Source organism: Desulforhopalus sp., assembly GCA_030247675.1.
GTDB lineage: Bacteria > Desulfobacterota > Desulfobulbia > Desulfobulbales > Desulfocapsaceae > Desulforhopalus_A.
Window position 1 is genome coordinate 1,094,919 of the sequence record JAOTRX010000002.1, and the last position, 24,168, is coordinate 1,119,086.

The window sequence follows — 24,168 nt, forward strand, 5'->3', positions numbered from 1 at the left end:
CCCGCCTCCGACACATCCAGGCCCCTTCCGGTAAGTAACCGGCGTGGCGAGAGCATCAGGCGCTCTCGCATAACCGCCGAAAACCGGAGAGACCATGGGCCGCGCAAGCATCGGATACATCAACAAGGATTACGAATCGATCCGTCAGGAGCTGCTGGCGAAGATCCCGCAGCTCACCGACCGCTGGACCGATTTCAACCACTCCGATCTCGGCGTCGTCCTGCTCGATCTGTTCTGCGGCGTGGGCGACATGCTGGCCTACTACCTGGACGGCCAGGCGGCCGAGGCCTTTCTGCCCACGGCCCGCCAGCGCCAGAACGTCATCAACCTCTGCAAGCTCATCGGCTACCGGCTGGATTCGCCGGTGGCCTCCACCACCACGCTGCGTTTCCGGCTCTCCGCCCCGCTCGGCAAGGATCTGACCATTCCGGCGGGAACGGCCTGCCGCGCCTTGCTGAGTGACGGCGAGGCGGATTTCGAGACGGTCGAGGACGGCCTGCTCCCGCGAGGCCTACTCTCGGTGGACATCCCGGCCCGGCAAGGCGTGCGCCGCACCGAGACCTTCACTTCGACGGGGCTGCCATTCCAGCGCATCCGCCTGACCGGCGACGTCATCGCCCAGGGCACCATCACCGTTACGGTGGGGGACGACGCCTGGAGCGAGGTCGATCACTTCCAGGACAGCCTGGCCGACAGCCGCCATTTCATGGCCGACCTGGACGCCCTCGACATCTCCACCCTGATTTTCGGCGACGGACAAAGCGGCGCTGTACCCGCTCAGGGAAGCGCCATCGCCGTCAGCTATCTGCAGACCATCGGGGACCAGGGCAATCTCGGTCCGAACCGGATCACCCAACTGCTGAGCCCGGTCTACCTGAACGGCGGCCAGGTCTCCCTGACCGCCACCAACCCGGTACCCGCCACCGGCGGCGCTTCGCGGGAAGCCCTCGAACACGCCCGCCGACAGGCACCGGCGGAGCTGCGCAGTCTCTGGAAGGCCGTCACCCTGGAGGATTACCAGGCGCTCGCCGAAGGTTACCCAGGCGTCGCCAAGGCCAAGGTGCTCGACACCAATGCCTGTCAGAACATCCGCTATTACAACGTTCAACTGGCCATCGCCCCCAACGGCGGCGGAATGCCCTCGGCGCTGCTCAAGCGGGACCTCGCCGAGTTTCTCGAACGCCGCAAGGTCATCACGGTCGAGATCAACCTGTTCGACCCGATCTATCGGCCCGTTTCCATCGACGCCGAGGTCTACATCTGGCCCGGTGAACCGCTGGAAAACGTGCGCAGCCGCATCGAAACCGCGCTCACCGATTTCTTTTCCTTTGACCTAGTCTCCTTCGGTCAGACCATTCACTTCTCCGACCTGGTGGCGCTGATCGATGGCGTGCGTGGCGTCAGCCACATGCATCTCTACGCGCCCCAGCAGGACATCGAGCTGCGCCACGGCGAAATCCCGGTTCTCGGCAGTGTCAACCTCGATCTGCGGAGGGCCGGTTGATGTCGGATTGGTTCAAGGACAATCTGCTCGGCCTGCTGCCGCCGCTTTACGAGCACAACGACGAGGCCGGTGACCTGCGCACCTTTCTGAGCCTTCCCGCCGGAACGCTCGACGAGCTCAAGCAGGCCATCGACGACTTCCCGACCATCTTCGACATCGATCATTGCGACGAACGCTTCTTGCCGCTGCTGGCGAGACTGGTCGGCCTCGAAGTGGACGGCACCTGTTCGCCAGACTGCCAGCGCCGCCGCGTGCGGGAGGCGGTCGAAATCTATCGCCGCAAGGGCACTATCCCGGCCATCGAACGCGACTTTGACGCGCTCGGTTGGCAGGGGGAACTGCAGGAGACCTTCCGCTCGGCTCTGCGTCTCAATGCCCGCTCAAAACTCAGCAGCGCCAAGCTGCCCGGGCTGGTGTTCAGCCTCGGCGTGTTTCGCGTGCTGTGCCTCAACCAGACCGAGGGGCTGCGCGACGCCCTGGTGTTTCACCACCCGGCGGGCACGCGCTGTTTCTGGCTCCAGTTCCTCCTGGAATGGATCGATGGCGGCGCGATGCTCGACTTCGGGCACGCCAACGCCGTGCGCCGGATCGTGCTGGCGTTTCTCGACGAAACCTTCGTCCTCGGACGTTCCTCGCTCGGTTCCTGTCGTCACCTGACCAACAAGCAGAGGGCCTGGGAGCTGCTGCAGCTCACCAGCACCACGGAGATGATTCCGGAGATCGACCGGGCCGCCGTGAAGGTCTCCCGTTTTCACGGCCGCCAGAACCGGATGCGCCTGAACCACAAGGCCCTCAACGACTGGCGGCTCCCGTACACCCGCATCGGCGATGACCGGGTTTCCTTCTGCACGCCCATCTACACCGGCCGCGACTTCGAAGGGGATGTGCTGGAAAGCGGCTTGGGGCTGGGCGAGAGCCATCTCAACCGCAAGCCGCTGACCCATGGCGAGACCGCGCTGCGCTACTGCTTCCGGCAGAAGGATTTCTTTTTCGACACGCAGGCGGAACCGGTCGAGCGGGCGGAGGCCAAGTACGACCTGCGCCTGCCCTTGGAATCTCGACACCGTCTCTGCTTCCAGCTCGGCCGCGCCAGGCTCAACGCTGGTCTCGACCTCACCGCCAACCAGGGCGGCATCAGCAATCTGCTGCTCGCCTCCACCGCTGGCTGCGACGCGGACGTCACCCTGGCCGTCGACCGGATCGACCGATGGCGGCGGAGAGGGCCTGTGTTCCGGCTCAACGCGAACACCCTGAACACCCGGTATCTGAGCAATGCGAATCTGACCGGCGAACGGGCCTCGCTTGAAGTCTACGTGGACACGGGCTCTCTCCAGCGCCATCGGGTCGAGACCATGAAGCTGGGCGCGAGCCCGCTCAATACCACCGGCCTGCGCCTTTCCGTGGATCGGACCCGCCCCATGCGCGTCAGCCGCATGCGCCTCAACCAGGCCGGATTCCGCTGGTCGCGGCCTTCCTACCGCTGGCTGTTCCGTCAGCAGGATCTGCACGCGCCGACGCAGGCCGGGTTCGAGACCGCCACCAACAACTATCGCGCCACCCAGTGGCCCACCTGAAGGAGAACCCATGGCGATACATCTCTATCTTGACGAAGGGCTGACCCAGCAGATTTCCGAGGGAGATTTCAGCCGCCCCGAGGCCGAGAGCTACAACGGCACCGACGGCGACATCAAGGATCGGCAACTCTACGTCGCCAACGAGCAGACGAGCCTCGCTTCGGTCATCGATGCGGCGCAGACCGCCATCGCCCTGGCCGAACCGCGCTTTGCCGACGGCGAACTCATCATCATCGACGGCGAGCAGATGCTCGTCGAAAGCGGCGGCGGCACCGCCAATCTCACCGTGCAGCGGGGCGTGGCCAACACCGCTGCGACCGCGCACGACGCTGGGACGACCGTCTATTCCGGCTACGACTACACCGGGCTGGTGCTCGATCCCATCGACGAAACCGGCACCGACGAAGCGGTCTGGTACCGGCTGGCCCTGACCCAGGCCGGACTCGACACCGCCACTCAGGGCGCACCGCTCAATCTCGGTGACAAGGCCTTCCAGCAGACGCTGTCTTTCTGGCGGCGTTGCACCGTGCTCCCGGGCACGCCGGTGCAAAACAAACTCGACATCAAGCTGCGCCTGACCGGCACGGAAAACCCAATTCTCTAAGGAGGCCGCCATGGCATACCACAGCATTCAAGGACTCGCCCACGGTCGGCTCGACCTGCTCAATCAACTGCGGACCTTCCTGGTGACCACCACCGGCTGGACCCTGCACGACGACCAGTCGGCCGACCCGCAGCCGTATTTCGTCTTCAAGTCGCACGGGGAATCCGGGGCCGAGGACGTCTATCTGCAGTTCCGTATCAGCACCACCTCCGGGCGGATTCACGTCGCGGCATTCCAGTATTGGGACGCGGCCACCCACACCGGCGTCAACGAGGCGTCGCACACCAGTTACACCTACCTGCGGGTGGAGGACAGCGCCGACTTCATCTTCTGGCTGTTCGCCGATCTCGACCACGTCTTCGTGGTGACCAAGCTCATCTCCACCTACTACGGCCATTACAGCGGATCGCTGAAACGGTTCTGGTCGGGGGCTGTCGCGCTCACACAGGCGGCGGTCACTGCAGGAAGCGGTGTGGTGCTTCAGGTCAACGACGCCACCGTAGTCACACCCGGACAAGACTATGTGATCAAGGACGACGCGGGCATCGAACGCGTACGAGTGAGCGCCATCGACACCGCCGTCACGCCAAACACCATCACCGTCGAAACCCTCGTTCGGGATTACGCCTCGGGGGCCAAGATCGGCGAGGACCCGCAGCCGGTCATCAACAGTTACTACAACGCGCCGGGCACCTTCTACGCCGTGAACAAGTTCGACGGCTGGACTTCCGCGTCCGGTCAGCAGGGTCGCTGCGGTGCGGCAAATGGCGGGCTCCAGGGCGAAACCGATCCGGAGATGCGCTACGGCACCACCATCCTCTTTCCCTGGCTCGCCTCGATGTCCGGCTCCGCCGCCTACCAGGAACTGCGCGGCGAACTCATCGAGATCTTCGCCGTGGGCGGCGGCAACGTCGCCTCTGAAGACACCATCCAGATCGGAACAGACAGCTACCGCGTGTTCAACCTGACCACCGGCGGCTGGTGCGCGGTGAAGGAGTAACGCCATGGCAACGCATAGCGGAAAGCTCAAATTCGTCACCACGATCACCGGCCAGCGACGCCCGGAAACGCTCCTGTCCATGAACCGTGGCCAGGCTCTCAAGCTCTGCGGGAGGATTCGCCGTGGCCGTGCATAAGGGACAACTGGCATCCATCACCACCCGCAGAGGCATCCGGCGGCCGGAACTGCTCGCCATCGGCGCGGCGCAACCCGGAGCGCTCTTCGAGCTGTTTTCCGGGGCACCGGCTAGGCGCACGGTGATGGTCCGGGCCGACAGCGCAGTACGGGTCGCCCATCGGCTCGAACGTCGGTCCGACCTCGCGCTTCGCGTGAACAACCACCTGAACCGGAACACCGACCTGTGGCTCATCATCCATGGACGTCTGGGCGTCGATGCCGACACGGCGGTGCGGGTGACGCGCCCCTGGCTGCGGAGCATCGACACCAGCGTCCGGACATCCGGCGCACACATCAGCCGATCCGACACCGTTCAGCGCATCGCGATCCCGGCCGGGCTGCTGGCCGACACGCGCCAGATCCTGTTCGCGGTGCTCATCGATCAAGACCACGAAATTCAGACCTAAAGGAGAACAGCAATGGCACTGGGACTCATCGTCAAAACCGGCCGGATACTGACGGCCAAACTCCTCCTCGGCCAGGCCGTGGACGGCATCACCCACTGCGCCATCGGCGACGGGGATGCCAGCTTCACCGACCCGCAGAATCCGCCCGCGCCGGACATCGGCCAGACCGGACTCAGAAACGAACGCGCCCGCAAGCGCTACTACAAGCGGACCTTCCTCAAGGAGGACGCCGAAGGGGCGCTCCTGGTCAACGGCGTGCGCTACCTGGAAACCGGCGAGGAGACCAACACCATCGGCATCTTCTTTCGCTTCGACGAGGCCGAGGCCAACGGCATCACCATCCGCGAATACGGCTTCTTCGGCGGCGACGTGCAGTACGTGGAAAGCGTCACCGGGGATCTCGCCATGGGCGGCGTGTTCCATCAGGACACCAACCCGACCGGCGAGGTGCTGCACCCGGGCTACCTGTACGAGGTGAAGAACATTCCCGACTTCAACAAGATTTCCGACACCCGCGTGGAGCTGGTCGGGATCATCAAGATCTAACTGGAGGATTCAAACATGAGCATCTCACGCGAGACATTCGACCCGACCAAGAATTACAAGCGCATCCGTTACCATCAGGATCGCGACCTGCTGGATTCCGAACTCAACGAGCAGCAGGACATCATCAACCTGGAGCGGCGCAAGATCGCCGACATCCTGTTCAAGGAAGGCTCCATCATCATGGGCCTCGAGGTCAGCGCGACCGCCAACGTCCTGACCCTGGCCCCGGGCGTGGTCTACATCGACGGCCATCTGGAACAGGTGAGCGGCGCGACCCTGACCTATGACCCGGCCACCACCAGCGGGGCCGATTACGTTTACGTGGAGCTGCTGAAGTACAACTACGGCTACACCCAGGACCCGGCCCTGATCAATCCGGCCACCGGCGAGCCCACCGCCGAACGGGAAAAATGGGTTCTCTCTCTCAAGGCGACGGATACCAGCGGCCAGACGCTGCCCAACAACGTGACCGAGCGTCGGGTGATCCCGATCTACAAGTTCGACCGCGAGAGCGGAGACGTCACGCCGACGGTGCAGGAGAAGTCCAACCTATACCTGCGGGATCTGCTGGGCACGCTGCCGGGCAGCCGGATTACCGTCTCCTCGATCACCGAGGACCAGCTCTCATTCGCCGCCGCCGAGGGTCTCAACTCACTGATTCAGAACCTGGCCGAGCGCACCTTCGACCAGGCCGGAAGCTACCTGGTGCGTGGCTTTGACACCTTTATCGACGGCGTCGACGACGACAGCGTGGAGGCGATCACCAACGCCGGACGCGCCTACATCCAGGGCTTCCGGCATCAGCGCGATCTGCCCACCTCGACCCTGGTGCCCAAATCCATCGCCACCAAGTCGGTGCGCGGCGAGCAGAAGACCTTCGACATCAACAAGCGCCGCTATCCAGTCAACTCCACGCCGCTCAAGGAGACGACCCAGGTGGAGGCCATCGTCGAGATCACCCGCAACGTCACTCGCGGCTCGGTGGGCGGTGGCGAAGACCTGCTCGACCCCAATCCGGTAGTGGACATCCTCGAGGTCAGCCAGGGAGCGACCATCTTCCAGGAGGGCGTGGACTGGCAGCAGTCGGGCAACCATGTCGACTGGCTCGGCTCCGGTAACGAACCGGCCATCGGCACCACCTACACGGTGCGCTGGACCTACACCAAGCAGATGGTCAAGGGCACCGACTATGTGGACAGCGGCTGGTTCGGACAGGTCAACCACCCGGCGGCCGGAAACTACTTCTATCTGGTGACCGCCTACAACGCCACCGGCGAGACGGCCTTCAACGCCGCTGCGGTCATTGCCCGGGCCACCACCGCCGGGGAGATGAACAAGCTCTCCTGGCTACCGGTCAGCGGCGCGACCGGCTATCGCGTCTACCGGGCCGCCACCAACGGCGCACGCACCGACTACAAGCGACTGATGGAACTGGGCAGCGAGGCGATCTCCTACGTCGACGACGGTGTCGAAGAGATCGGCACCGCTTCGCCTCCCGCCACCAACACGGCCGGACTCACCATGTCGCCGGTGCAGCTCGAGCTGGGCAATCTCAATGTGATCAACTTCGGGCGCGGCAGCCTCGGCGACCAGCCGGTGAACGGTTCCAACTGCAGCCTGGACTACGACTATTACCTCGGCCGTCGCGACATCGTTTACGCCACCACCACCGAGATCAAGCGGCTGGAAGGGGCTCCGGCCGATTTCCCGAAGCTGCCCATCGTGCCGGAAAACGCCCTGGGGCTGGGCAGCATCGACTGCCCGCCCAACTCCACCGACATGGAGATCCGCAACTTCGGCCTGACCCGCATCACCATGGACCAGATCCACGACATCATTCAGGACGTCGAGGATCTGAAGTACAACGATGCCCAGTACCAGATGAACAACGAGCTGCAGAACCGGGACGCCCAGACCAAGAAAGGCATCTACTCGGACGACTTCTCGAACACCGCCCAGTCGGACATCTACCACGCCGAATGGGACGCCCGGGTGAACGAGATCGCCCGCTTCGTCGCGCCGGACCGCATTCCGCACTCCACCGTGCTCTCGGTCGATCAGGCGGGCAGCAACGCCAGCTTCTTCGGCAGCCTGGTGCTGCTGCCGGGCAACGAGACCGTGCTGGTGGAGCAGAACGACTGGTCCGAGGAGCGCAACATCAACCCCTACGCGGTGTTCGACAAGCCCCCGGCCATGCTGCAGATCACGCCCAACCTCGGGCGGCGCGGCCAGACCGGCATCGCCGTCACCGGCATCAACTTCACCCCGAGCAAGTCCGGCATCGTGCTGCGCTGCGACGGCCAGGTGATGGCCAGCAACCTGATCAGCGACGAGGCCGGTCGGGTCAGCGCCTCCTTCACCATTCCGACCAACGCCCGCAACGGCAACCGCATCGTGGAGATGGCCGACGGCGTCTACTCGGCCCGGGCCAGCCTGCAGATTAACGATCCGCTGGTCATTACCCGCATCGAGCGCATCATCGAGAACCGCATCATCCGCGTGCCCGTGGTGCAGGTGGTCTGGCGCACTCAGACCATCTTCGTACCCCGCGATCCGCTGGCCCAGACCTTCAGTTTCACCCAAAACCAGGTGATCTCCAGCATCGGGCTGCAGTTCACCGCCAGGGACCCGAGCATCCCGGTCACCGTGCAGATTCGCGGCGTCACCACCGGTCTGCCCAACGGCGTGGTGTTCGCCGAGAAGGTGCTGGCCCCGAACGAGATCAGCCTGAGCGGCGAGACCCGCATTCGCTTCGACGACCCGTTCTACGCCGAGGCCAACACCAGCTATTCCGTGGTGCTGCTGACCAACAGCACCAATTACAAGGTCCGCACCGCCACCCTCGGCAAGATGGGCCGCTGGGGCATCATCACCCGGCAGACCTACATGGAAGGTGTGCTACTGGAGAGCTCCAACGCCGAAACCTGGACGCCGCTCAACGGCTCCGACCTGGCGATGAAGATCTACGGCTACAATTTTCAATCCGAGGGGATGATCCGCTTCCAGCCGATCACCGGCGTGCAGTTCTCCGACATCAACCTCGACGAATACTCGGCCATCCCCCAAAGCACCGCCCTCGATTGGGAATACTCCACCGACGGCGGCGTGACCTGGGACGCCATGGTTCCCGCCGAGGAGGAACGGCTGCCCAACCTCGCCACCCGGGTCCAGATCCGCGTGCGCCTGAGCAGCTCGCTTTCCAACGACACCCCGGCCATCAACTTCCGCGACGTCAACCTGGTGGGCTACCTCAACAAGACCACCGGGGCCTACCTGACCCGCGAGAATGAGCTGACCCAGGGGGTGGAATCGACCAAGGCCTATGTGCAGATGCAAATCCCCAGCGGCACCACCCTGCAATGGTTTGCCAGCAACGACGGCGGCCTGACCTGGGAGGCGATGACCATCCAGGACACCCGGCCCATCGACGAGAACTGGACCGAGTACACCCTGGTGCGAACCTTCACGGACAACACCGGCAACAAGGTCCGCTACAAGGCCGAGATGACCGGCACGCCGCTGATCTACCCGCGCATCCATTCGCTGGGCGCGACCCTGAGCTAAGGAGGCACGGCCATGATCGTTCGACGCAAAGGCGGCCTGACCGAGTTCATCCCCACGCCGCAGGAGAAGCGCGACGGCCTGATCCGCGACCACGCCCTGGGACTGCTGGAGAATCTGCACCAGCGCCTGGCGCGGCTGGAACGGGCATCAAAGATCCCGACCGACGAAGCGGAGGCCTTCACGGCGCTGCTGGCGCGGATGCGGGCCGATGAGTCGCGCAACCTCGAGCTGCACGCCAGCCTGATCACCTCCGATACCGCCTCCGGCTGACCGGCTCACTGCCACCGCCAACCCAGAAACCCCGGATACGGCCAGCCCGTTCCGGGGTTTCTGCCGCCTGTGCGCCGCCCAATCCGTCCAAGCTCGCAAGTTATTGAAAATAAACGTGTTAAATGTCGTCTTCGGCTGTTCTTCTACTTGATTTGTGTCCGGAAAGAAGCATTCATTCATGGTGTAATCGGAGGCTGAAAAGCCTTGCCAGACAACGACTTATAAGCGCCACGAACGACGGAGGCACGCATGAACCTGAAAGAGATCCACTACGGGATCGAGATCGAGACCGTAAAACGCACCCGGGAGCAGATCGCCTGGGCCATCCACTCGGTGGTAGGCGGCACGGTCCGCCATGTCGGCATCCCCAGCAGCTATGACCCCTGGGAGGTCGAGGACCTGCGCGGCCGCGTCTGGAAGGTGGTGGGGGACGCCTCCCTGACCAGCGTCCCGGCCCATCTGCGGGCCGAGGTGGTCAGCCCGGTGCTCGGCTACGACGACATCCCGCAACTGCAGGAGGCGGTCCGGGCCATCCGCCGCGCCGGAGGCAAGATCAACAGCCAGTGCGGCATTCACATCCATATCGACGCCGCGCCCTTCGACGGCAGACACCTGGGTAACCTGGCCAAGATCATTTACAAGCAGGAGCCGCTAATCCTCCACGCCCTCGACATCAGCCGCGACCGGCTCAATCGCTACACCCGGCCGGTCAGCGATGAACTGATCCAGCGTATCGAACAGCATCGCCCGCGCACCAAGGACCAGCTCAACCGAATCTGGTACGGCTACCACAACCGCCAGCCCCAGCACTACGACAACAGCCGCTATCACGGGGTCAACCTGCACAACGTCTGGTACCGGGGCACGGTGGAGTTCCGCTGGTTCGAGGCGACCCTCCATGCGGGACGGATCAAAGCCTACCTGCAATTCTGCCTCGCCGTCGCCGCCAAGGCGCTCAACGGTCGGGCAGCCTCCAGCCGCAAGCGGGATTTCGATCCCCAAAGCGCCAAGTACGACTTCCGGGTCTTCCTGCTCCACCTCGGCCTGATCGGCGACGAGTTCAAGACCGCCCGCAAGCATCTGATGGCCAACATGCCCGGCGACGCAGCCTTCAAGAACGGACGCCCCAAACCGCAGGACGTCCTTCCGGACGAAACAACCACTCTCACCAACGAGGCCGGGCAAGTTCCCGGCCTCACTGTTTAAGGAGGTGCCCCATGAAGATTCTGATCCGCTCCACCACGCTGGACGGCGAACCGATCCCAGGCAGCGGGGAAACCCTGCAAGCCGACGACTGCCTCGAAGTTGTCGAGCTGATGCGCGGCCAGACGCCATTTACCGCCAGCCGAGCACCCCGGGACTACATGACCGAGGTGCTCTCAGGCATCGAAGGCGGGCCGACCCAGCCATTGCCGGAGGATGCCGCCGCTGCGGCCGCCGAGTTTCTGACCCGTCTGGCGCGGCACGGCCTGATCGAGTTCCTGCCTGACGACAAGGCCAGCGATCCCTGGCCGGAACGCTTCCTCGAAGCCCTGGAGACGGTGCGGCTCTCCGGGCGCACCAACATGCTCGATCACCCGGAGGTGACCCGGCTGATCGCCGAGATGGGCTACCCGGAGGTGGCCGAGTGGCTGGCTGACCACCGGCGCGAATACGCGGCCTTCGTCCTCGAGGGGACGAGACCGCTCGGCAAGAACTTCGGCGGCAAGGAGGACCCGGCTCCATGTGCGGACAAGTAGGCATCATCTTCGGCCGCAAGCGCAGGAGGCCCGACGAGCGGGATTACCTGTGCGAGCTCTTCATCCGCATGCTGCTGCACAGCGAGGAGCGCGGCCCGCACGCCTCCGGTCTCGCCTGGCTCAAGACAGACGGCAGCCACCGCATCTTCAAGCGGCCGATGCGGGCGCACGAGCTGGTCTACGAGAAGCCGTTCCAGGAGCTGCTCGGACAGGTCGACAACGATACCACCATCCTCATGGGACATACCCGCTGGCGCACCCGGGGCAACGAGTTCAACAACCGCAACAACCATCCCATCCGGGCCGGGATCGTCATCGGCACTCACAACGGCACCATCTACAACGCCGATTATCTGTTCCGCCGCCTTAGGCTGCCGCGCTACGCAGAGGTGGACAGCGAGCTGATCTTCCGTCTGGCCGACCGCTTCGCGCCAGAAGGCCCCATCGACCAGGAGGGGCTGAAGAAGGCGCTTGCCCTCTGTCGCGGCCAAATGAGCGCCGTGCTGACCTCACGCCTCGACCCCGGCACCATCACCGTGCTCAAGGGCAACAAGCCACTCTGCCTGCGCATCCACCGCCAGCACCGGGTGGTGCTCTACGCCTCGGACGACGCCTTTATTGACTTTGCCGTGGTCAACGAGAAGGGCTGGCGCGAGCTGGAGGTTCCGCCCATGACCATGCTCACCATCCGCCACGAGGATGTGCGGGCTATCGAAAACAGCGAATTCCGCTTCATACCCCAGGAGCGCAAAGGGACACTGCCCGAAGGAGTGAATGCATGAACATTGGAGACACCGCGAAGCTGAACACAAACCCGGAAGACAGTCCCGAGACCATCCTCCGACTCTTCGTCTACGGCACCCTGAAACGGGGCTACTGGAACCATCAACGCTTCTGCGCCCAGGCCCGCAGCATCGAACCAGCCGTGGTCTGGGGCAGGCTCTACCATCTCCACGCCGGGTTCCCGGCCCTCGAGGTGCCGGAAGGGCTGATCCTGTCTCAGGGCACCGCCGATCCACTGGCCGACGCCCGCAGGCAGGAGGATATCGGCACACCACGCTTCGGCCGACCGACCGGCGATTGGGATCTGATCCATGGGGAACTGGTGACCTTCACCGACCCGCAACGCAACCTGCCGCCTATCGACCGGCTGGAAGGCTTCCGGCCCGGCGGCCAGAGCATGTACCAGCGGGTGATGGTGCCTGCAGCCAGGGGCTCAATCGCCTGTGCTGTATGGACTTACACCATGTATGCGCCTCAGAACGGCGAACGTATCACCAACGACAATCAGGCCGTTTTTTGGAAAAGTCGTCTCTATTCGGCACAAAACGCTTGATTTTGGCAATCCATCAATGTAGTTTATGGAGGTTAATTTGCGGCACTGTGTCCGGATTTCGGGTTTCCCGGAGACCTTCGGGCTTTTACCGAAAACATGATGAACGAAGGACGAAGGCTATGGATGAGAGATGGCTGACGGTCGATGACATTTGCAAATACCTGAATGTAAGCAACGAGACGGTCTACAAGTGGATCGAACAACGGGCTATGCCCGGTCATCGCGTCGGCCGTCGCTGGATGTTCAAACAAGACGAAGTGGACGAATGGGTCCGCTCCGGCGGTGCGGCTGACAAATCCGATAAGCCGGACACCGAGCAATAAGGAGCGACCATGGCCGAGCCGATTCACGACAAGATAAAACGATCCCTCCAAGCAGCCGAAGGCTTGTATCACCGTCTGGTGTTGCTGGTGGGTGAGACCGGTTCCGGCAAGACCGGCGTTCTTCGGGATATTGCCGAGGAATTCGGCTCATCTGTCGTCAACGTCAATCTGGCGCTTTCAGGCGAACTGCTTGAGCTGACGGCAAAGCAGCGGTCGCTTCGGTTGCCGGGCATCCTCGATCAGATCGCGGACCAGGCTCAAGCACCGGTGGTGCTGGATAATCTCGAGATCCTCTTCGACAAGGATCTCCAGCAGGACCCCTTGCGCCTGCTGCAGTCCATTTCGAGAAATCGGGCCGTGGTGGCTTCGTGGAACGGAATCATGAATTCCGGGAGGCTTTTGTACGCCGAAACCGGCCATCCCGAGTACCGCAGCTATGACTCGGTCGATGCGCTGATTGTGGGCATGGATGGCACGGCCACTGTCGATTCGGCAAAAAACAATAGAGAGGCAGGACAAGCATGAAATACGGAGACCTTATCCAATTCGACCCGATTGAGTCGGTCGTTCAGTTGCGTGACGCGGACAAATCGAGCGCCGCACACACCCTCGTGAACACCTATGTCATTTCCGAGGAAATGGCCGAACGGCTCATCCAGCTTGTCATTCCTCAGATGCAGTTCGACCAGCCGGTCGACAACAAGGGCCTGCTGGTCGTCGGTAACTACGGCACCGGTAAGTCGCACTTGATGTCGGTGGTCTCCAGCCTTGCCGCAGACGCCTCCCTGCTGGAAGGGCTGAAAAGCGAAGGTGTCCGCGACGCAGCCTCTCAGATCGCCGGGCGTTTCAAGGTTATCCGTACCGAGATCGGAGCCACCACCATGTCCCTGCGCGACATCCTGGTGGCCGAACTGGAAGAGCATCTCGAAAAACTCGGCGTGGAATATGTCTTCCCCGAGGCGGGCACCATCTCCAGCCACAAACGGGCCTTCGAAGACATGATGGCCAAGTTCGGCGAGGTCTTCCCCGAGCATGGTCTGCTGCTGGTGGTCGATGAGCTGCTCGACTACCTGCGCACCCGCAAGGACCAGGAGCTGATCCTCGACCTCAACTTCCTCCGCGAGGTCGGCGAGGTCTGCAAGGACCTGCGCTTCCGCTTCATGGCCGGTGTCCAGGAAGCCATTTTCGACAGCCCGCGCTTCGCTTTTGTCGCCGACAGCATCCGCCGGGTGAAGGACCGCTTCGAGCAGATCCTCATTGCCCGCAGCGACGTCAAATTCGTTGTGGCCGAGCGTCTGCTCAAGAAGACCACCGAACAACAGGCCAAGATCCGCGACTACCTGATGCCTTTTGCCAAATACTATGGCGGCCTCAACGAGCGGATGGACGAGTTTGTCCGGCTCTTCCCGGTGCATCCCGATTACATCGACACCTTCGAGCGGGTCACCGTGGTGGAAAAGCGCGAGGTGCTCAAGACCCTGTCCATGGGCATGAAAGGCATTCTCGGCAAGGACGTGCCGCAGGACGAACCCGGCCTGATCGCCTTCGACAGCTATTGGGGTACCCTCAAGCAGAACGCTTCGTTCCGCGCCATTCCCGAAATCCGGGCAGTCATTGATTGCAGCCAGGTGCTGGAATCCCGCATCGAGAACGCCATCACCCGCAAACAATACAAGCCGATGGCGCTACGCCTGATCCATGCTCTGTCCGTCCACCGCCTTACCACCGGCGACATCTATGCCCCCATGGGCGCATCCGCCGAGGAACTGCGCGACCGTCTCTGCCTGTTTGATCCGCTGATCGCCGAGCTGGGTAGCGACGAACCCGACAAGGATCTCCAGACCCATGTGGAAACGGTCCTGCGCGAGATCCACAAGACAGTCAGCGGCCAGTTCATCTCCTTTAATGCTGACAACCGCCAGTTCTATCTCGACCTGAAGAAGACCGACGACTTCGACGCCCTGATCGACAAGCGGGCCGAAAGTCTTGGCCAGGCTCAACTCGACCGCTTCTATTACGAGGCGCTCAAGCGGGTCATGGAATGCCAGGACGCCACCTATGTGACCGGCTACAAAATCTGGCAGCACGAACTGGTCTGGCAGGAGCACAAGGCAGCCCGCTCCGGCTACCTCTTTTTCGGGGCACCGAACGAGCGTTCCACCGCCGTGCCGCAGCGGGACTTTTACCTCTACTTCATCCAGCCCAACGATCCGCCGCGCTTCAAGGACGACAAGGTCAACGACGAGGTCTTCTTCCGCCTGAAAGGCACCGACGAGGAATTCCAGACTGCGCTGAAAAGCTATGCGGCCGCACTGGATCTTGCAGCCACCTCATCGGGCCATGCCAAGGCCACCTATGAATCGAAGGCCAACGGCTTCCTGAAGAAACTGGTCCAGTGGCTGCAGAAGCACATGAGCGATGCCTTCGAGGTCACCTATCAGGGCCGTGCCAAGTCCATGACCGAATGGGCCAAGGGCAAATCCATCCGCGACCTGTCGGGCCTGTCGCCTCACGAGACTATCAACTTCCGCGACTTGGTGAACACCATCGCCGGTGTCTGCCTGGCACCGAACTTCGAGAACCAGGCCCCGGACTACCCGTTCTTCTCGGTCCTGATCACCGGCAACAACCGCGCCCAGGCCGCGCAGGACGCCCTGCGAGCCATCGCCGGGCAGAACCGCACCAAGCAGGCCACCGCCGTGCTGGACGCCCTGGAGCTGCTCGCCGGCGAGAAGATCGACCCCTACAAGTCGAAGTACACCAAGTTCATTCTCGATACCGTCAAGGCCAAGGGGCACGGCCAGGTAGTCAACCGCAGCGAGATCATCCAGGACGACCACGGGCTGGAATACATGAACCCGGGCGGTGGTCGGCTTGAGCCGGAATGGGTGGCGGTCATCCTGGCTTCGCTGGTCTATTCCGGCGACATCGTGCTCGCCATCCCGGGCAAAAAGTTTGACGCCACCGGACTACAGCAGCTTGCCGCGACCGGCATGGACGAGCTGGTCCGCTTCAAGCACCTGGAGCAGCCCAAGGAATGGAACCTGCCCGCGCTCAAAGCGCTGTTCGAACTGCTCGGCATGACGCCGGGCATGGCCCAGCTCGTCACCCAGGGCAAGGACGAGCCGGTGCAGAACCTGCAACAAGCGGTGGGCAAGATCGTCAAGCGCATCGTCATGACCCAGCAGACCCTGCGCGAGGGGCTCTCCTTCTGGGGCCTGGACCTGCTCGCGGGAACCGACCTATCCAGCCAGGCCAGCGGGCTGGACGAGGCCAAGGGCTTCTTTGAATCGCTCCAGGCCTACTCCTCGCCGGGTAAGCTGAAAAACTTCCGCTACAGCGCTCCCGAAGTGCTGGCCCACGAAAAGGCCGTGAAGGCCCTGGATGAGCTGGACGCCCTGCGCGAGTTCATCATGGACCACAGCCCGACGGCGTCCTGGCTCTCCACCGCCGAGGCGGTGCTGCCCGCCGAGCACGACTGGGTGGATCGCATGAAGACCACCCGGCAGGACGTGCTGGATGCCCTCAAGCAGGCCGACCTGACCGAGCTGGCCAGCCAGTCCCAGTCCATCGGGGCCAAGCTGCAAAAGCTGAAGAAGGATTACACCGTCGCCTACATCGGCCTGCACACCAAAGCCCGGCTGGGGGTGAACGACGACAAGCGCAAGGCAGGCCTGCTCAACGACCAGCGCCTGCAAACCCTGCTCAAACTGGCTGGCATCGACCTGATGCCCCGGCAGCAGCTCACCGATTACCAGAATCGCCTGGCCGGACTGAAAAGCTGCTTTGCCCTGACCGAGCAAAACCTCGACGCCTCGCCCATCTGCCCGCATTGCCAATTTCGGCCTGCGGCTGAAATTGGAGTTCTGGGTTCTGGGTTCGGAGTTTCTGGTTCGCAGCAACTCGATCAGATGGATGAACAGTTGGATCGGATTATCGAGCAGTGGACCAAAACTCTGCTGAACAACCTGGACGATCCGATGACGCAGGCCAATGTGAATGAGCTGCTGCATGAAGACGACAAGCAGATTGTTAAGGCGTTCATGGATTCAAAGGAACTGCCCGAACCGGTTGATGGCAATTTTGTGCAGACATTAAAAACCATCCTCGCTGGTTTGCAGAAGGTGTCGGTTAAGAAAGCCGATTTGCTGAAGATCGTCACCGACCTTGGACCATCTACGCCAAATGAAATCAAGCAAGCAGTCAGTGACTACGTGGACAGCCTGACTAAAGGCAAAGACCAGAACAAAGTCCGCATCGTACTGGAGTAATGCAATGAGCAGCTTTCAGCGATTCGAGGACATAGAAGCCTGGCAAAAGGCCCGGGAACTGACAAAGGCAATTTACGCCATGTCAAACGACGGCCAGTTTGCTCGTGATTTCGGCCTGCGCGACCAAATTCGCCGCGCTTCGGTCTCAATCATGTCCAACATCGCTGAAGGTTTCGGCAGAGGCGGTAACAAGGAGTTCATCCAGTTCTTATCCACCGCCAAAGGCTCAGCATCCGAAGTGCAAGCCCAACTCTACGTCGCCCTCGACGCTGGCTACATAAACCAAGATCAATTCCAAAAACTCTATTCGGAAACCGAAGCAACGGCGCGGATGATCGCTGGACTGTTGCGGTATTTACAGAACAGCGACTTCAAGGGAGCCAAGTACAAATGAAACAGGACGAGCTTTTCAACTCAGAACACAGAACCCAGAACACAGAACCGCAACCGGTCACCTGTCTCGGCATCGAATTCCCAAGTGATGAAGCGCGACGCCAACACTTCACCGAGCTACTACGCGACCGGTTGCGCAACCCGGAGTTCCGCAAGATCGAAGGCTTCCCTATCGGTAGCGATGAGGACATCCTGAACCTGAGCGATCCGCCTTACTACACCGCCTGCCCGAATCCGTGGATTGCCGAGTTCATCGCCGAGTGGGAGGCGCAAAAGCCGGAACAGCCTGAAGGCTATCACTATCACCGGGAACCCTTTGCGGCCGATGTAAGCGAGGGTAAAAACGACCCCATCTACAACGCGCACTCTTATCACACCAAGGTGCCGCACAAGGCCATCATGCGTTACATCCTCCACTATACGCAGCCGGGGGATATCGTATTCGACGGCTTCTGTGGAACCGGCATGACCGGTGTGGCTGCACAGATGTGTGGCGACTGTGAAGTGGTCATGTCTCTTGGGTATCAGGTGAAGCCGGACGGCACCATTTTGCAGGAAGAGACGAATGAAGATGGCAAAAAGGTTTGGCGGCCGTTTTCAAAAATGGGCGTCCGACGAGCTGTGATCAATGAACTCTCTCCTGCAGCTACTTCAATTGCGAATGGATACAATGTGTTGTCTGGATGTGATCCAGAGCTTTTTAAAAAGACCGTCGAGAAGCTCTTAAAGGATGCATCACAGGATATCGGATACCTGTATGAAACTAGATTGCCTTCAGGGGCTAAGGCAAAAATCGATTATGTAATATGGTCAGATGTCTTTGTCTGCAACAACTGCGCTGGGGAAATTGTTTTTTGGGATGAAGCAGTAGATTACGATGCAGCCAAAATCAAGTCCGAGTTTGATTGCCCAAATTGTGGAGCCCATCTTTCAAAAGCGAAGCTTGATCATGCCATAACTACACGGTTTGACAGTAAGCTAAATATCACCCGATCCGGCAATAAACAGGTGCCAGTCCTTATTGCTGCCAGCAATGGCCGACAGAAATTTACTAAGAGACCAGACTCTGATGATATTTCATTTCTGGATTCAATGGCAGGCATGGTCAATGACTACTGGTTTCCTACCAATCGGATGATGAATGCCGATGATGATATTCAGAAGTGGGGGGATAAGTGGAGAGCGGGAACCTCAAATTTTAGATTTGTTCACGAGCTTTACACCGATAGAAATAGCATTGTTCTAGGGTATATCTGGAAATGGATAAATCAGATCAAAAAGCCAGAGCTGCTGGCCGCATTACGATTTGCTTTCACTGCGACATGCATGCGCCATTCGTTGATGAATACTTTTCGATTTAACGTTTCATTCCCATCAAATGTAACACTTGGAACTTTGTATATCGCATCTCTCGCAAAAGAGACAAACTTTCTAGACCAATTCAAAAACAAGTGCTTACGCAGAATTTTGCCATTCCTGTCACATAAAGAGAATCAACGCCCAGTTGTCTCTTCACAGAGTTCAACCGATCTTAAGCAAATAGAGACTGCTTCAGTTGACTACCTTTTCATTGATCCACCATTCGGAGACAATCTCGCCTATTCTGAACTCAATTTTTCTTGGGAAGCATGGTTTGGTGTATTTACGAAACAAGCGAATGAGGCGGTTGTTAGCAAGCATCAGGCAAAAGACCTATCTGAATACAGGAGTTTAATGACTGGCTGCTTCGCTGAAGCAAATCGAATCTTGAAGCCTGGAAGATGGGTGACAGTTGAATTTTCTAACACAAAAGCATCAGTTTGGAACACCATTCAGACTGCTTTGGTGGAAGCAGGGTTCATCGTCGCCAACGTATCCGCTCTGGATAAAAAGCAAGGCAGCTTTAACGCCGTCACCAATACGACCTCGGTAAAACAGGACCTCGTAATCTCAGCCTACAAACCCAATGGCGGTTTTGAAGAACGCTTTCAGAAAGAGGCGCAAACCGAAGAAGGCGTGTGGGATTTTGTCCGCACGCACTTGAAGTATCTGCCGGTCACGAAGCAACAGGGGGCATTGCTACTGTTCATACCAGAACGTGACCCGCGCATCCTGTTCGACCAGATGATCGCATTCTATGTCCGCAAGGGCTATCCCGTGCCGATCTCCAGCCAGGAGTTCCAGGTCGGACTTTCGCAGCGTTTCATCGAGCGTGACGGCATGTTTTTCCTGCCGGATCAGGTGGCCGAATACGACCGCAAGAAAATGACCTCGGGCGAACTCAAGCAGATGTCCATGTTCGTCTCTGACGAGGCATCCGCTATCCAGTGGCTCCGCCAGCTTATCAAGGAAAAACCACAGACGTTCTCCGACATCAATCCGCAGTTCATGCAGCAACTGGGTGGCTGGAGCAAAAACGAGGCCCAGCTCGACCTGCGCGAATTGCTGAACCAGAACTTTCTCTGTTACGACGGCAAAGGCCCGGTGCCCGAGCAGATCCACGCCTACCTCTCCACCAACTGGAAAGAGCTGCGCAACCTGCCCAAGGATGACCCGGCGCTGGTGACCAAAGCCCGTGACCGTTGGTATGTGCCCGATCCCAACAAGGCGGGCGACCTGGAGAAGCTGCGCGAGAAAGCGCTGCTCAAGGAGTTCGAGGAATACAAAGAGGTCAAGAAGAAACTCAAGGTCTTCCGCCTGGAAGCTGTCCGCGCCGGATTCAAGAAAGCCTGGCAGGAACGCGACTACGCCGTCATCGTCGCCGTGGCCGACAAGATCCCCAACAACGTCCTTGAAGAAGATCCTAAACTGCTCATGTGGTACGACCAGGCAGTAACACGAATGGGAGGCGAATAATGGCAAGAGCGGATTTACTAATTCGCCTTGTCCAATCCGGCATACGGGGCGACAAGGCCACATTTAGAAAGGTCGTCGAGGCGATCATCGCCGAAGAACGAACCAAGCAGCACAAGGTGCTGGCCGAGAAGCTCGAAGAGATGCTCAATACCGCACCGATTGAGCGTCCCGTTACCAATGGCGGTGGCCCTATGTTGGATCAGCGCATGGGCAACCTGTTCCATGAGGTCATGCCTCAACGAAAACTCTCGGATCTCATCCTGCCGGATGAGGTGCAGCAGATTTGCCAGGGCCTGATCCAGGAACAGCACAGGACCGACCTGCTCAGGTCATACAACCTGGAGCCCCGCAACCGCCTGCTCCTCATCGGACCGCCGGGCAATGGCAAGACGTCGTTGGCCGAGGCCATTGCAGAAGCACTGGTGGTTCCACTGCTTGTGGTTCGTTATGAGAGCGTCGTGGGTACATACCTGGGTGAGACCGCTGTCCGCCTGAAAAAACTGTTTGAGTATGCATCCACTCGGAAATGCGTCCTCTTTTTCGACGAGTTTGAAACCCTCGGCAAGGAACGCGGTGATCTGCACGAAACCGGTGAGATCAAACGCGTGGTGAGTTCGCTGCTCATGCAGATCGACAACCTGCCGAGCCATGTGATGGTCATAGGGGCAACCAATCATGCGGAACTGCTGGACCGTGCAGTATGGCGGCGCTTCCAGGTCCGCATGACACTGCCCGGCCCGACCCGTGCTCGCCTGACAGAGTGGTTCGAAAAATTCGAGCGCCGGATCAATATCCCTTTGGGATACGCGCCTGGCACTTTGGCCAAACGTCTCCAGGAATCGAATTTCGCGGAAGTCGAAGAGTTTGGCACGACCGTGTTCCGGCAGTATGTGCTCGAACAACCGAACGCCGACATGAAGGAAATCGTGTCCAAAACCCTCCAGCACTGGTCCGCCAGATCAGTCACAGTAGCTCAACAGGACGGACCGGAGGTGAAGGATGCCTGAACGCCCACTACTCCTTTTTCCGACGCCTGAGGTTACTTCCAAGTCGAATCTTGGCGGCGGAGGTGGTCGTTCGCATCTGCCGACACATTTTCGGCAAGGGGAAAGGCTGGCTCCAAAATTTACTCAGCTACAAGAAGCTGTTCGCGCCCGTAACATTGAGATCCAGCAAGCTGTGACGGGCATAGACCCTGAACAGGTCCTTGTTATGGAAACCATCGGGAGCGTCGAGGATTTCGCCAATGCTGTGAAGCGTATCGATGGCTTTGAGTGGATGGGTGAATTTGAGATCGACGAAATAGGCCCTGATCAGGACTTCTTCGATGAAAAACATCCGGAGAAGGAGCTGAGTGGCCGCTTATACATGGTCATGACCAATCAGAGAGCTCTGGATGAGATGCTCTCCATGTGGCGTCGATATACGGACCAGGAGGACCCAAAACAGAAATTCGACGGTGGGCTCACGAAGTTTCGTGATGTATTTCTGCGCTTGAAAGATATTCGCCGGTGGGACGTCAAAGACAGGCTTCTGGAGACCGGGGTGATTGATGCCTGGCGAGAAGATCTGGAGCATGACGGCGGCAGGCTTATACGGTTTGAAGTCGAACTTTGGTTTCGAAACAGCGAAGAGAAGAGAAGCCAAAGCTCAGCAATTGTCGCGAGTCTGATCCAGCAACTCGGCGGGCATGTCTTAGCTGAGTCACTGCATGAGGGCATTGCCTATCATGGCATATTGGCCGAGTTGCCAGCCAATGCCATCCAGGCCGTTGTCGATAATCCGAATACAGAACTGGTGAAATGTGACAGCGTCATGTTCTTTCGGCCTGTCGGACAGATGCTTGCCGGGGAGGGACTTCTCGAAGACGAAGCAGTCTATTCTGATCTTGAAGAACATTCACTGCCGGATGGAGAGCCGGTAATTGCTGTTTTTGATGGGCTTCCATTGGCAAATCATCGACTCTTGAATGGAAGGCTAATCGTCGATGACCCTGACAATGTAGAAAGCACCTATAACGCCAATGAGCGCGTGCATGGCACATCGATGGCGTCTCTGATCGTCCACGGTGACCTTAACGATGGGCTGCGGCCATTAGGACGACCAGTGTATGTTCGTCCGATTATGCAGCCGATTCCAAATGATTTTCGGGCACCTCGCCGTGAACATATTCCGGATGACGTCCTGCTTGTGGACCTCATTCACCGATCCGTGAAAAGGCTATTTGAAGGCGATGGTTCAGAAGGCCCGGTGGCCCCTTCTGTAAGGGTGATCAATTTATCGATTGGTGATCCATATAGACAGTTCCTGCAGTCCATGAGCCCTGTAGCAAGGCTACTGGATTGGCTCAGTCTCACCTATGGTGTGCTTTTTATTGTAAGTGCTGGGAATCAGTCAGACGCTATACAACTTGGGATTTCACGGACCGAATTCGAATCTTCAGATCCCCAGGAGCAAGAAACTGCTGTTGTTAAAGCGCTTTTTTCAGATGCCCGGAATCGCAAGCTTCTCTCACCAGCTGAGAGTATCAACGGGCTGACGGTTGGTTCAGTCCAATACGATTCGTCTCACTTCGGGGCGGTCAATAACAGATTCAACCCGTTTTTGCAGTTTTTGCCGAGCCCGGTTTCAGCGTTCGGCAGTGGTTATCGCAGAGCGATCAAGCCGGATATTGTCTTCCCGGGAGGCAGGGTCCTGTACCAGGAAGATCTCAGGTCTTCACGGCGAGATAACTACGTCATAAAGCCGGTCGAACCCTCGATCCGGAATACTCCGCCAGGCAACAAAGCCGCTATCCCTGCTCGGCAATCTGGAAGCCTTGAAGGTATTGCCTATTCTTGTGGAACCAGCAATGCCGCTGCTTTGATGAGTCGTGCCGCTGGTATTTGTTACGACTCACTTCAACAAATCTTTGAAGAACAAGCTACGGAAGTTGATGCTCGTATTCACGAGGCCCCTTTACTGAAAGCCATGCTCGTTCATGGCTGTGCATGGGGAGATGTTGGCGCTCAAGTCGGGGACCTGCTGCGCACGCCAGAGAACAATCGACAGTTAAGCGGACTTGTGAGCAGGTGGATGGGCTATGGCGTTCCTCAAGTAGACCGCGTACTGGATTGTACTGAGCAGCGAGCCACCTTATTGGGCTTTGGGCAGCTTTCTGATGGCGAGGCCCATGTGTTCAGATTGCCGTTGCCGCCTTCTTTAGGCGCTCGGCCTGAATGGCGACGGCTGACCGTTACCATGGCATGGCTTTCGCCAATATCCGCAGGGACACAAAAGTATAGAACAGCAAGTCTATGGTTCGAGGTCGGCGGAGTTGTGCCTGCTAAAGATAGAAAAGAAAGCTGCAGCGGGACCGACGGCTGGCGTGCAGTAAGGCGGGGAACAGTACAACACGAAGTGTTTGAAGGCCAGAGAGCGGAGCCGTTCATCGACGGGGAAGTTATCGAAATCAAAGTGAACTGCCGGGAAGACGCAGGGAAAATTCATAACCCTGTCGCGTATGGATTGACCGTGTCGCTGGAGGTAGCCGAGGGCGTCGACATCGCTGTTTACAACGAAATCAGAACTCGCATTGCACCTGCGATTCAGATTCAGCAGGCAACAGATCAAGGTAGAGGGTAAT

20 protein-coding genes are annotated in these 24,168 nt (G+C 59.6%); all 20 read left to right on the plus strand.

What is annotated here, in order from left to right; translation table 11 throughout:
• Nucleotides 1-94: 94 nt before the first annotated feature.
• The 20 genes from OEL83_04840 to OEL83_04935 all read left to right on the plus strand — a co-directional run bounded on the left by OEL83_04840 (nt 95) and on the right by OEL83_04935 (nt 24,167).
• Nucleotides 95-1,504, plus strand: coding sequence for a baseplate J/gp47 family protein (locus OEL83_04840; GenBank protein ID MDK9706356.1), 1,410 nt, complete (start codon nt 95-97; stop codon nt 1,502-1,504).
• On the plus strand, nt 1,504-3,078 hold the full coding sequence (locus tag OEL83_04845) for a phage tail protein (protein MDK9706357.1): 1,575 nt from the start codon (nt 1,504-1,506) through the stop codon (nt 3,076-3,078). The genes OEL83_04840 and OEL83_04845 overlap by 1 nt, the downstream gene beginning before the upstream one ends.
• Before the next feature lie 10 nt (nt 3,079-3,088).
• Nucleotides 3,089-3,682: a hypothetical protein gene (locus OEL83_04850; protein MDK9706358.1), complete on the plus strand. Its 594-nt coding sequence runs from the start codon at nt 3,089-3,091 to the stop codon at nt 3,680-3,682.
• A 10-nt stretch (nt 3,683-3,692) separates the two neighbouring features.
• On the plus strand, nt 3,693-4,682 hold the full coding sequence (locus OEL83_04855; GenBank protein ID MDK9706359.1) for a hypothetical protein: 990 nt from the start codon (nt 3,693-3,695) through the stop codon (nt 4,680-4,682).
• A 4-nt stretch (nt 4,683-4,686) separates the two neighbouring features.
• A complete protein-coding gene (locus tag OEL83_04860) occupies nt 4,687-4,818 on the plus strand; it encodes a hypothetical protein (GenBank protein ID MDK9706360.1) in 132 nt (43 codons plus the stop codon).
• Nucleotides 4,805-5,266, plus strand: coding sequence for a hypothetical protein (locus OEL83_04865; protein MDK9706361.1), 462 nt, complete (start codon nt 4,805-4,807; stop codon nt 5,264-5,266). Before OEL83_04860 ends, OEL83_04865 begins: the two co-directional genes overlap by 14 nt.
• Before the next feature lie 12 nt (nt 5,267-5,278).
• Nucleotides 5,279-5,812, plus strand: coding sequence for a hypothetical protein (locus OEL83_04870; protein MDK9706362.1), 534 nt, complete (start codon nt 5,279-5,281; stop codon nt 5,810-5,812).
• Between the two features lie 15 nt (nt 5,813-5,827).
• Nucleotides 5,828-9,376, plus strand: coding sequence for a DUF4815 domain-containing protein (locus OEL83_04875; protein MDK9706363.1), 3,549 nt, complete (start codon nt 5,828-5,830; stop codon nt 9,374-9,376).
• Between the two features lie 12 nt (nt 9,377-9,388).
• Nucleotides 9,389-9,646, plus strand: coding sequence for a VrlD (locus tag OEL83_04880; GenBank protein ID MDK9706364.1), 258 nt, complete (start codon nt 9,389-9,391; stop codon nt 9,644-9,646).
• Nucleotides 9,647-9,895: 249 nt separating this feature from the next.
• Nucleotides 9,896-10,852: an amidoligase family protein gene (locus tag OEL83_04885; protein ID MDK9706365.1), complete on the plus strand. Its 957-nt coding sequence runs from the start codon at nt 9,896-9,898 to the stop codon at nt 10,850-10,852.
• A gap of 11 nt (nt 10,853-10,863) precedes the next feature.
• A complete protein-coding gene (locus tag OEL83_04890) occupies nt 10,864-11,385 on the plus strand; it encodes a DUF5049 domain-containing protein (GenBank protein ID MDK9706366.1) in 522 nt (173 codons plus the stop codon).
• Nucleotides 11,370-12,167, plus strand: a complete 798-nt coding sequence (locus OEL83_04895; protein MDK9706367.1) for a glucosamine 6-phosphate synthetase — start codon at nt 11,370-11,372, stop codon at nt 12,165-12,167. The genes OEL83_04890 and OEL83_04895 overlap by 16 nt, the downstream gene beginning before the upstream one ends.
• Nucleotides 12,164-12,721: a gamma-glutamylcyclotransferase gene (locus tag OEL83_04900; GenBank protein ID MDK9706368.1), complete on the plus strand. Its 558-nt coding sequence runs from the start codon at nt 12,164-12,166 to the stop codon at nt 12,719-12,721. Before OEL83_04895 ends, OEL83_04900 begins: the two co-directional genes overlap by 4 nt.
• A 119-nt stretch (nt 12,722-12,840) precedes the next feature.
• Nucleotides 12,841-13,044: a helix-turn-helix domain-containing protein gene (locus OEL83_04905; GenBank protein ID MDK9706369.1), complete on the plus strand. Its 204-nt coding sequence runs from the start codon at nt 12,841-12,843 to the stop codon at nt 13,042-13,044.
• A 9-nt stretch (nt 13,045-13,053) separates the two neighbouring features.
• Entirely contained in the window at nt 13,054-13,569 is a 516-nt protein-coding gene (brxF, locus tag OEL83_04910; GenBank protein MDK9706370.1) for a BREX-3 system P-loop-containing protein BrxF, read from the plus strand.
• Nucleotides 13,566-17,315, plus strand: coding sequence for a DUF6079 family protein (locus tag OEL83_04915; GenBank protein ID MDK9706371.1), 3,750 nt, complete (start codon nt 13,566-13,568; stop codon nt 17,313-17,315). Before brxF ends, OEL83_04915 begins: the two co-directional genes overlap by 4 nt.
• 4 nt (nt 17,316-17,319) lie before the next feature.
• A complete protein-coding gene (locus OEL83_04920; GenBank protein ID MDK9706372.1) occupies nt 17,320-17,709 on the plus strand; it encodes a four helix bundle protein in 390 nt (129 codons plus the stop codon).
• Entirely contained in the window at nt 17,706-20,543 is a 2,838-nt protein-coding gene (locus OEL83_04925) for a site-specific DNA-methyltransferase (GenBank protein ID MDK9706373.1), read from the plus strand. The genes OEL83_04920 and OEL83_04925 overlap by 4 nt, the downstream gene beginning before the upstream one ends.
• Entirely contained in the window at nt 20,543-21,550 is a 1,008-nt protein-coding gene (locus tag OEL83_04930) for an ATP-binding protein (protein MDK9706374.1), read from the plus strand. The genes OEL83_04925 and OEL83_04930 overlap by 1 nt, the downstream gene beginning before the upstream one ends.
• Entirely contained in the window at nt 21,543-24,167 is a 2,625-nt protein-coding gene (locus OEL83_04935; protein ID MDK9706375.1) for a S8 family peptidase, read from the plus strand. The genes OEL83_04930 and OEL83_04935 overlap by 8 nt, the downstream gene beginning before the upstream one ends.
• Nucleotide 24,168: the final 1 nt, after the last annotated feature.

Excerpts from the sequence above, each read along its gene's own strand:
- OEL83_04860 (MDK9706360.1), top strand. The coding sequence starts at position 4,687 with ATGGCAACGCATAGCGGAAAGCTCAAATTCGTCACCACGATCACCGGC.
- OEL83_04845 (MDK9706357.1), top strand. The coding sequence starts at position 1,504 with ATGTCGGATTGGTTCAAGGACAATCTGCTCGGCCTGCTGCCGCCGCTT.
- OEL83_04905 (MDK9706369.1), top strand. The coding sequence starts at position 12,841 with ATGGATGAGAGATGGCTGACGGTCGATGACATTTGCAAATACCTGAAT.
- OEL83_04840 (MDK9706356.1), top strand. The coding sequence starts at position 95 with ATGGGCCGCGCAAGCATCGGATACATCAACAAGGATTACGAATCGATC.
- OEL83_04935 (MDK9706375.1), top strand. The coding sequence starts at position 21,543 with ATGCCTGAACGCCCACTACTCCTTTTTCCGACGCCTGAGGTTACTTCC.
- OEL83_04915 (MDK9706371.1), top strand. The coding sequence starts at position 13,566 with ATGAAATACGGAGACCTTATCCAATTCGACCCGATTGAGTCGGTCGTT.
- OEL83_04850 (MDK9706358.1), top strand. The coding sequence starts at position 3,089 with ATGGCGATACATCTCTATCTTGACGAAGGGCTGACCCAGCAGATTTCC.
- OEL83_04885 (MDK9706365.1), top strand. The coding sequence starts at position 9,896 with ATGAACCTGAAAGAGATCCACTACGGGATCGAGATCGAGACCGTAAAA.
- OEL83_04880 (MDK9706364.1), top strand. The coding sequence starts at position 9,389 with ATGATCGTTCGACGCAAAGGCGGCCTGACCGAGTTCATCCCCACGCCG.
- OEL83_04895 (MDK9706367.1), top strand. The coding sequence starts at position 11,370 with ATGTGCGGACAAGTAGGCATCATCTTCGGCCGCAAGCGCAGGAGGCCC.
- brxF (MDK9706370.1), top strand. The coding sequence starts at position 13,054 with ATGGCCGAGCCGATTCACGACAAGATAAAACGATCCCTCCAAGCAGCC.
- OEL83_04925 (MDK9706373.1), top strand. The coding sequence starts at position 17,706 with ATGAAACAGGACGAGCTTTTCAACTCAGAACACAGAACCCAGAACACA.
- OEL83_04875 (MDK9706363.1), top strand. The coding sequence starts at position 5,828 with ATGAGCATCTCACGCGAGACATTCGACCCGACCAAGAATTACAAGCGC.
- OEL83_04900 (MDK9706368.1), top strand. The coding sequence starts at position 12,164 with ATGAACATTGGAGACACCGCGAAGCTGAACACAAACCCGGAAGACAGT.
- OEL83_04890 (MDK9706366.1), top strand. The coding sequence starts at position 10,864 with ATGAAGATTCTGATCCGCTCCACCACGCTGGACGGCGAACCGATCCCA.
- OEL83_04870 (MDK9706362.1), top strand. The coding sequence starts at position 5,279 with ATGGCACTGGGACTCATCGTCAAAACCGGCCGGATACTGACGGCCAAA.
- OEL83_04920 (MDK9706372.1), top strand. The coding sequence starts at position 17,320 with ATGAGCAGCTTTCAGCGATTCGAGGACATAGAAGCCTGGCAAAAGGCC.
- OEL83_04855 (MDK9706359.1), top strand. The coding sequence starts at position 3,693 with ATGGCATACCACAGCATTCAAGGACTCGCCCACGGTCGGCTCGACCTG.
- OEL83_04930 (MDK9706374.1), top strand. The coding sequence starts at position 20,543 with ATGGCAAGAGCGGATTTACTAATTCGCCTTGTCCAATCCGGCATACGG.